Source organism: Olegusella sp., from assembly GCF_057238325.1.
This window is the reverse complement of sequence record NZ_DBHHGF010000008.1, coordinates 98,507-106,692: the sequence shown is the minus strand read 5'-3', so window position 1 is coordinate 106,692 and position 8,186 is coordinate 98,507. Positions and strand designations below refer to the sequence as shown.

9 protein-coding genes are annotated in these 8,186 nt (G+C 49.3%); 8 read left to right on the top strand and 1 reads right to left on the bottom strand.

All coding sequences use genetic code 11. From position 1 onward, the window contains the following. Window positions 1–353: 353 nt before the first annotated feature. The 7 genes from ACO5JD_RS06980 to ACO5JD_RS06950 all read left to right on the top strand — a co-directional run bounded on the left by ACO5JD_RS06980 (window position 354) and on the right by ACO5JD_RS06950 (window position 7,165). Window positions 354–554: a type II toxin-antitoxin system RelB/DinJ family antitoxin gene (locus tag ACO5JD_RS06980; protein WP_035438205.1), complete on the top strand. Its 201-nt coding sequence runs from the start codon at window positions 354–356 to the stop codon at window positions 552–554. 400 nt (window positions 555–954) lie between these two features. Further along, window positions 955–1,272 (top strand): Asp-tRNA(Asn)/Glu-tRNA(Gln) amidotransferase subunit GatC, encoded by a 318-nt coding sequence (gene gatC / locus ACO5JD_RS06975; protein ID WP_484988698.1) that lies wholly within the window; start codon window positions 955–957, stop codon window positions 1,270–1,272. Between the two features lie 70 nt (window positions 1,273–1,342). Then, complete coding sequence (gene gatA, locus ACO5JD_RS06970; protein WP_484988696.1) at window positions 1,343–2,857, top strand: Asp-tRNA(Asn)/Glu-tRNA(Gln) amidotransferase subunit GatA; 1,515 nt, start codon at window positions 1,343–1,345, stop codon at window positions 2,855–2,857. Between the two features lie 71 nt (window positions 2,858–2,928). After that, window positions 2,929–4,482, top strand: a complete 1,554-nt coding sequence (gene gatB / locus ACO5JD_RS06965; protein WP_484988694.1) for an Asp-tRNA(Asn)/Glu-tRNA(Gln) amidotransferase subunit GatB — start codon at window positions 2,929–2,931, stop codon at window positions 4,480–4,482. Between the two features lie 65 nt (window positions 4,483–4,547). Beyond that, a complete protein-coding gene (locus tag ACO5JD_RS06960; protein WP_484988692.1) occupies window positions 4,548–5,015 on the top strand; it encodes a hypothetical protein in 468 nt (155 codons plus the stop codon). Window positions 5,016–5,189: 174 nt separating this feature from the next. After that, window positions 5,190–6,353, top strand: a complete 1,164-nt coding sequence (fucO, locus tag ACO5JD_RS06955) for a lactaldehyde reductase (RefSeq protein WP_484988690.1) — start codon at window positions 5,190–5,192, stop codon at window positions 6,351–6,353. 539 nt (window positions 6,354–6,892) lie between these two features. Continuing rightward, window positions 6,893–7,165 (top strand): hypothetical protein, encoded by a 273-nt coding sequence (locus tag ACO5JD_RS06950; protein WP_484988688.1) that lies wholly within the window; start codon window positions 6,893–6,895, stop codon window positions 7,163–7,165. A gap of 180 nt (window positions 7,166–7,345) precedes the next feature. Here ACO5JD_RS06950 and ACO5JD_RS06945 read toward each other — a convergent pair whose 3' ends face one another. Further along, entirely contained in the window at window positions 7,346–7,705 is a 360-nt protein-coding gene (locus ACO5JD_RS06945) for a phage holin family protein (RefSeq protein WP_484988686.1), read from the bottom strand. A 173-nt stretch (window positions 7,706–7,878) separates the two neighbouring features. Between ACO5JD_RS06945 and ACO5JD_RS06940 the strand changes: the two genes are divergently transcribed. After that, window positions 7,879–8,184 (top strand): YerC/YecD family TrpR-related protein, encoded by a 306-nt coding sequence (locus ACO5JD_RS06940; protein WP_484988684.1) that lies wholly within the window; start codon window positions 7,879–7,881, stop codon window positions 8,182–8,184. Window positions 8,185–8,186: the final 2 nt, after the last annotated feature.

Below are 8,186 nucleotides of genomic sequence, written 5' to 3'. Positions count from 1 at the left end.
CCCTAAGCTGGGACTTCAACAAAACAGGGTCTAGTTAAACTTCGGAATCATGGAGCCGTTTGGTACGCTTTTGAACCGCCTGCCATAAATGCCATGCATCGGGTTCAAGAAGCGCCCTTTACTCGTAGCAAGACCGCCAGCTTGAATATGCATGTTGCGCTGCTCGTTATTACGCTGCTTATAAAAGGCGCACGCGCCCGCATACCAGCCACGCCTGCAGACATGCCTCTCGGCGGCAAAGTTTGCTAAAGCAAAAAATTTTTACTTGCGCTAATTCATCTATCTGCTATTCTTTGTCTTGGGTAAAACAAAAACATACCAAGTCATACCATAAACGTAGCAAAGAGGCCCTCGTGAAAGAGAAGATGACACCTATCGTCGCCAAGGTTATGCCTGACGAGAAGGATCGCTTTTTCGAGGTCACGGAGAGTATCGGCACTACACCCTCTAATGCTATTCGGATGTTTATATCGGCTTTTAACCGCGCTGGGACTTTCCCGTTTGAAATCTTGGCAGCGGAGTCTCGAGATAGGGGAATGGGCAATGCGAGCTAGTGCGCGTTGGTGCCTACTCAGAGTTGCAATCACCCTTTCTAAACTGTTGCCCTGCCCACTGACTTCACGCATGCGTAGTATCCAAACGAGCTACTGCATGCATCATATGTGGAGCGAATTGCGTTAAATGCGAGTTGCAATAAGTGTGGACTGCGCTAGACATAAGTCGCGTCAAGTGTGAGTTGCGTTAAGTGCGGACCGTGCCAAGCATAGACCATGTCGAGCGTAAGTTTTCCAAATGTAAGTTGTGCTAAATATCGGCTTCTTAAAGATTTGCTTGTCAAAATTTTGACAAGCAGTGCCTGCGTTTTCGGAACTTTTCTGTGACTAAGATTAGCTGCAAAACAGTAGGATTAGAGACGCAATAAACCAGTACCATCGTAAAAGCCACAGGAGACTTATGCCACTCAGCCAAGAAGAGGTTGCTAGCCTCGCAACATATGCGCATATTGCCCTCAGCACGGATGAGCTTGAGGAAATGACGGATTATCTCAATGAAACGCTGGAGCTGCTTGAGCCTCTGCGTCAGATGGATTTGGACGGAGTAGAGCCAAGCTTTTATCCGTCAAATAGGGCGCCCAACGTATTACGCCAAGACGGGCAAGCAGATCCAGCAGATCGAGGACTCAGCCGTGAAGCAGCGGTGGTAAACGCGGGTGCTACGCGCGATGGGGCATTCCGCGTCCCTTCAATTTTGGGTTCGGAGGAAGACGTATGAGTAGCGCAAGCCCCTTAAGTTGGGGGAGGGCGTATGAGCTGCATAAACCCCTCAAACCAGAGGAGAGTGCATGAGTTGCACAACCCCTCTTCCTCTCAATATCGACCAGCTTAGTGCGACTGAGATTGCGCACGCGGTGCGCGCAAAGGAGCTTTCAGCGACAGAAGTAGCAAAGGCGAGCCTAGCTGCAATAGAGGCACACGATGGCAAGGTTCAAGCATTTCTTGAACTAAGTGCTGAGCTTGCTCTGGAGGCTGCGCATGAGACAGATAGGCGCATTGCTGCAGGTGAAGACCCCGGTTTGCTTGCCGGCGTACCGCTTGCGCTCAAGGACAATTTGCAACTGCTGGGAACACATACTACTTGTGCATCTCTTATGCTCAAGGACTATCAGTCGGTTTATACCGCAAGCTGTGTAGCACAACTTTTAGCAGAGGGTGCAACGCCTGTCGGCAAGACAAATATGGATGAGTTTGCCTTTGGTTCGTCAAGCGAGTCTTCGGCGTATCATCCCAGCTACAACCCTTGGGACTTACAGCGGGTGCCGGGTGGTAGTTCAGGTGGCAGTGCAGCAGCAGTTGCAGCTGGAGAGGTGCCGCTAGCGTTGGGTTCGGATACGGGCGGATCGATTCGCCAGCCTGCGAGTTTTTGTGGGGTAGTTGGCTTCAAGCCTTCTTATGGCAGCGTTAGTCGTTACGGCGTGGTTGCCTTTGGCAGTTCGCTCGAACAGGTGGGACCCCTTGCGCGTACAGTTGCTGATGTGGCGCTCACGATGGATGCCCTAGTGCATGCAGGTCGTGACCCATTTGATGCAACTAGCTGCACTGTCAAATCAAGTTTTTGTGCGGCACTTGACCAGCCTCTTGAAGGGCTGTGTATAGGTATTGTGCCAGAGTTGATGGAGCTCGAGGGCTTGAGCGCCGAGTGCCGACAGGCGGTTCTGCTTGCACAAAAACAGCTGGAAGATCAAGGTGCCCACATCGTGCCTGTAGACCTTCCGCATATCTCTGCTGCAATTGCTGCTTATTACGTTATCGGTCCTTGCGAAGCTTTTTCTAATCTCGCACGCTTTGACGGTGTGCGCTATGGCTATCAAGAAGCAGATCAAAAGCTGTTTGCCCGTCAGACGGCGCTTTCGCGGGCTCATGGTTTTGGTAAAGAAGCAAGGCGTCGCCAGCTTCTTGGCGCTTATCTCCTTACAAGTGGCGTTTACGATCAGTATTACTATCCTGCACAGCAGCTACGTACGCTTATTAGTCAGGATTACGAGCGGGCATTTGAGCGTTGTGATGCTTTGCTTTTGCCGACGGTGCCGCGCACGGCTTTCCGTTTGGGTGAGTTGGAAAAGCCTATCGAAATGTATGCAGCTGACCTCTTTACAGTTTCGAGCAATATCGTGGGCAACGGTAGTATTTCTGTTCCGATGGGGTTGGGGGCGGATTCGGATATGCCTGTGTCTGTTCAGTTTCAGGGGCCTGTTTTTGCAGACCAGCGCCTGATGAACCTTGCCCAAGCAATCGAGCGCAGTACCAATTGGGCGGGGACCGTCGCTCCACAATTTGCAGGCAAAGGCGGTGAGCTGTGATGAAAACGCTCGAAACGCTCGCGCAGTTTGCGTATGCCATCCGATGTCCAAGGTCAAGGTGGTGAGCTGTGATGAAAACGCTTACTGAGGTATTGCAGGATTGGGAGGCGGTTATTGGACTTGAGATCCATACCGAGCTCACGACACTTGAGACCAAGATGTTTTGTGATTGCAAGCTCTCGCATAGTGATGCGCCCAATACGCATGTTTGTCCTGTTTGTCTAGGTTTACCTGGAGCTTTACCAGTCCCCAATCAGCAGGCAATCGAGGCGATTGTGATGGCGGGACTTGCATGTAACTGTGACATTCAACGTCGCTCACAGTTTTATCGCAAGCATTACTTTTATCCCGATATGGCCAAGAATTACCAGATTACTCAGGGTTCTGTGGCCATTTGCATGCATGGTCACCTAGATTTGGAGATACCAACAGATGCAGCAGCTGAGCGGAGCCTAGATGCGCGCGCCTATGTGTTACCCGTCCACATCCAACGCATACACATGGAAGAAGATGCAGCAAAGATGATCCATGTGGGTGGGGAAGAAGGCCGCATTAGCTCGGCAAGCGAAAGCTTGATTGACTACAACCGCTGTGGCACACCACTGATTGAACTTGTAACAGAACCTGATCTTCGCACTCCTGCCGAAGCTCGTCTTTTTATGGAAAAGCTTCGTCAGATTTTTCTAACGCTAGGAATCTCTGACTGCTCGCTAGAGTCGGGCTCCATGCGTTGTGATGGCAACGTGTCCCTGCGTCGTCGTGGTAGTTCTGAGTTGGGTGTCAAATGTGAGATGAAAAATCTCAACTCATTCAAGGCTCTACACGATGCTCTTGCCTACGAGATTTGTCGGCAAGCAGAACAGCTTGAGCAGGGATTACCTGTGGTGCAGGAGACGCGTCATTGGGAGCCTAGTCAGCACTGCACTGTAACGATGCGCGTGAAGGAAACTAATGACGACTATTGCTTTTTCCCTGATCCAGACCTCGCGCCACTTGATTTGAGCGATGAGTTTATCGAGCATTGCCGCCTACGGATCCCCGAGTTGCCTGATACCAAAATCGCGCGTTATTGTGCTAGCTGGGGACTTCGCCACAGAGAAGCAAACATGTTGGCGGCAGACCCCATTTGGACACATTTCTTTGAGCAAGCCGCACAAGGGCAGTCGCCTCAGACGGTGCAGCAGCTTGCAAAAGTCCTGCTTAACGATGTGGCAGGCTGGTTTAAGGCAACAGGGCACAGTCTTGATGATGGGTCGCTTACTCCCGAGCAGCTGGTTGAACTTTGCCACCTGTTGGATAGCCACCAACTTGCAAGCAATCATATTTCAGCCCTGTTGGATTTGCTTGTTCAGCAGGATGGTCAATTGGAAGAGTTGCTTGATCAAGCAGGTCTTCGACAGATTTCTGATACTGCTGCACTTCAAAAAATCGTTGCGGCAGTACTTGCCCGTAGCAGCGATCAACAACGTCAATATCAGATGGGCAATACAAAGGTTCTTGGCTATCTTGTGGGTCAGTGTATGAAAGAAAGTCATGGCTCTGGCAACCCTAAGCTTTTTAAGGACCTTCTTGTTCGCGCGCTCGGAACGTTCGAAACGCCTGTGGGCGCCTCAAGTGCAGAGTGAGAACATTTCTTACGCAAATCTGAGTTAGGATAGAGAGGATTTGGTCAAGGAGCAGGAGAAGGCACATGGCAGGAGACGCATACGAGGGTCTCGGCGCGCGACTGTGGCGACTGAAACCGGTTTGGGCGGTATATGCCGTCTTGATTGGGTTGGTTATTCTTGGCTATGTGCTGCCAAAAGGCGGAATGCCGCATGCGTGGTGGTACATCTTTTTCTTGATTCCTTTTAGTACGTTGTATAGTGTGCCTTTTGGCTTGGGTGCGGGAATCGCAGCACAGACATTGGTGTGGTATACCGCTGATTACGGACATCGTTTAGTGGGATTTTGTACTGCAGTGGTAGCAGTTGCGATGGCGGCGTGTTGGGGCCCAAGCATCGTTAAAAATTTTGACATTATGTATCTTGCTGCCTTTATATGGCCAGTATTGTCATCGGCTCTTGCCATGCTGTTGGGCATGCATTTTGTGCGCGAACGCGAATACGAAGAGGCGGCGATGTATGATGACTATGATGAGAAAGAAGACGAAGAGTAGATATTTGCGCTGGTAGATATAGGTATTACTGCGCCGATATTCTGCTTAGATTTCTGCTTAGTTTCATTTTTCTATCTGAAGGACTCAGAAAGCCCGCATCGGTTGCATAGTTTGACTCGTCGTCGCAGCTGCGGCGTGGGGGATACGTAAAAACTTTTGTTGTGGGAGGAATGTATGGCAGTCAATCGTTTTGTTCTCAATACCATCTCGTATCATGGTGCAGGCGCCATCAAGGAAATTCCTGGTGAGCTGGCTCGTCGTGGTTACAAGAAGGTCTTTGTCTGTTCTGATGCCGACTTGGTGAAGTTTGGCGTAACCACCAAGGTGACAGACTTGCTCGATGAGGCAGGTATTGCTTGGAGCCTGTACTCCGATATCAAGCCTAACCCCACCATCAAAAATGTGCAGGATGGTGTTGCGGCGTTTAAGGCGGCAGAAGCCGACAGTATTGTGACCATTGGCGGAGGCTCTTCGATGGATACGGCCAAGGCCATTGGTATCATCATTGAGAATCCTGGGTTTGCCGATGTTGTTTCGCTGGAAGGCGTATCTCCTACCAACAAACATGCAGTCTTTACTATTGCGGTGCCCACTACTGCCGGTACCGCAGCTGAGGTCACCATTAACTATGTCATTACTGACCCCGATAAGGTGCGCAAGTTTGTCTGCGTTGACACCAATGATATTCCCGAGGTTGCTGTTGTTGACCCTGAGATGATGGCTTCTATGCCTGTTGGCTTGACTGCTGCTACAGGTATGGATGCGCTGACCCATGCTATTGAGGGTTATACTACCCGCGCTGCTTGGGAGCTCTCTGACATGTTCCACTACAAAGCAATCCAGCTGATTTCCGCCAATCTTCGCGATGCCGTAGCTGAGGCAAAGAGTGGTAAGCCTGCAAGTGGCCGTGAGGGCATGGCTCTGGCTCAGTATATTGCTGGCATGGGCTTTTCCAACGTTGGCCTTGGCATCGACCATGCTATGGCACATACCCTCTCTGCTCACTACGACACGCCGCATGGTGTTGCTTGCGCAATGCTGCTGCCGATTGCTATGGAGTTTAACAAGAGTGTTGTGACCAAGCGCTTAGCCGAGGTTGCCGTTGCTATGGGTGTTGATACGACAGGCATGAGTGATGAGGTGGCAGCCGACGCTGCTATTGCTGCAGTTAAACAGCTTTCTGCAGATGTACACATCGCTCCTACCTGCCAAGGTCTGGTTGAGGAGGATCTCGATCAGCTGGCAGACGATGCCCTGAAGGATGCTTGCTATCCTGGCAATCCTCGTGAGGCAACGCATGAGCAGGTAGTTGAACTCTTCCGCAAGATAATGGCGTAATAGTAACAAAGGCGTCTTAGAGTTCTGTATGTAACGGTTGCTTTTCTTTATGTGGCATATGGGAAATCCCATGTTTAACGGTTTCCTATATGCCGCTTTTTAGTGCCTCTTTTTAACGTTCTTTTTGTTGAAAAAATACTCTCTGGCACAGTCTTCCGTTTGACAGAATTTCTCTCGATTATTTTTTCGAGAAATAGCTAATCTCTAAAAAGTTAAAATTTTTAGCCCAGTGGAGCCAAATTTATTCGCATTCCGAACAAAAATGCGTCCACAGGGCTAAAAGATTTAACTAAGCAGAGCAGATCGCTGTATAGCAAGGCTGCCGTAGGACAGGACTACTGTCGGACAAAGCCACTGTAGGACTAGACGTAACGGAGTAAACCCTCTTATCGTTCAAAATAAGCCACTTACGTAATAATTTTGAAACAAAAACTTTGAGTAGGAGTATACCTATGTTCACATAGAGAGCAGTACAAAAATAAAAAGAGCAGTGCGTATATTTTCTTATGCCTCTTTGTATACATGTCGTAGGAGCAAGTATGAACAAGACGTTAGATACAAAAGATTGGCTTCTGATAGGTAAACGCCTTGTCTGGGTATGGATAGCGGCCAGTCTTGTCTTTGAGACACTTTGCTGGGCTCTAAAGCTGCCTTATACAATACTTTGTGCCGTTGGCGCTAGTATAAATGTGGTCTTTGCGGTCGCCGAAATATATGTTGAGAGTCATACGGGACGCCGTTGGGCCCTTGTGATGTGGATCCTACTTGCAGTGCTTCTTTTGGCTATAGCAGGCTATCAATTTTTATCATAGATGCGCGGTGGCGCAGTGGTTAACACACCAATCGGTTGCAACAATAGCGGTTATATACGTTGTCCTCCATATCTTAGATTTAAGGTATGGAGGACAAAAGAGTTATAGGACAACATCTATCTTGTAAGCAGTATTTATCGCTGCCAAAGCAAGCGCAGAAAACTGTAGGGGGATAGTACTTTATCCTGCGACGACGGCACCCAAGATAGATGACACAATTGAAATAATAATGGCGCCTATAAAAGCTGATCCAAAGCCGGAAATAGCAATTCCTGTACCAAAGACCTCACGAGCGAGATAAGCCGCCAACTCTAGCATCAACGCATTGATGACTAAGCTAAAAAGTCCCAGCGTCAACACCGTAATAGGCAAAGATAAAAACTGCATCACGGGCTTAACCAGAGCATTGACCAGCGCCAGTGCGAGCGCTGTCATAATAGCCGCGCCCCAGTTGCCGCCTACCGGATTGATACCTGGTACCAAATAAATTGCAGCCATTGTTGCGATGGTTGTCACAAACCAAGTTCCAATGAAACTCATGATGCTACCTTTCAAACTCGCGATATGCCTGCAGGCATAGCCCGTCGGGGCTGTTGCTACCGTTGCCCCAAACTGTTATGAGGATAGTATTCCCCATTTTGCGCACCAAACATACCAACAATGAGGTACTTTAGGATACTAAAGCCAACTACGACCCTTCGGAGGCGATACTGATGGCCGAACGTAGCGAGCAAAATATCCAGCTGTGGCAACACCAGCTTTATTCTGCGTTTTGTCAGCTGAGTTCGCCTGAAGAAACACAGGCATTTCTTTCGGATCTTTTGAGCCCACGCGAGATAGAAGAATTTGCACGTAGACTCGATGTGGCACGTATGCTGCGTGCAGGTTCGTCATACATTGAAGTTTCGCAGACAACTGGAGCAAGTTCTACCACTGTTAGCCGCGTATCAAAATGTCTTAATGGCAAGACAGGGGGATACCGTTTGGTGCTTGAACGACTTGATGAAGCAAAGCAGTAGTT

Excerpts from the sequence above, each read along its gene's own strand:
- gatC (WP_484988698.1), top strand. The coding sequence starts at position 955 with ATGCCACTCAGCCAAGAAGAGGTTGCTAGCCTCGCAACATATGCGCAT.
- gatA (WP_484988696.1), top strand. The coding sequence starts at position 1,343 with ATGAGTTGCACAACCCCTCTTCCTCTCAATATCGACCAGCTTAGTGCG.
- gatB (WP_484988694.1), top strand. The coding sequence starts at position 2,929 with ATGAAAACGCTTACTGAGGTATTGCAGGATTGGGAGGCGGTTATTGGA.
- ACO5JD_RS06960 (WP_484988692.1), top strand. The coding sequence starts at position 4,548 with ATGGCAGGAGACGCATACGAGGGTCTCGGCGCGCGACTGTGGCGACTG.
- fucO (WP_484988690.1), top strand. The coding sequence starts at position 5,190 with ATGGCAGTCAATCGTTTTGTTCTCAATACCATCTCGTATCATGGTGCA.
- ACO5JD_RS06950 (WP_484988688.1), top strand. The coding sequence starts at position 6,893 with ATGAACAAGACGTTAGATACAAAAGATTGGCTTCTGATAGGTAAACGC.
- ACO5JD_RS06945 (WP_484988686.1), bottom strand. The coding sequence starts at position 7,705 with ATGAGTTTCATTGGAACTTGGTTTGTGACAACCATCGCAACAATGGCT.
- ACO5JD_RS06940 (WP_484988684.1), top strand. The coding sequence starts at position 7,879 with ATGGCCGAACGTAGCGAGCAAAATATCCAGCTGTGGCAACACCAGCTT.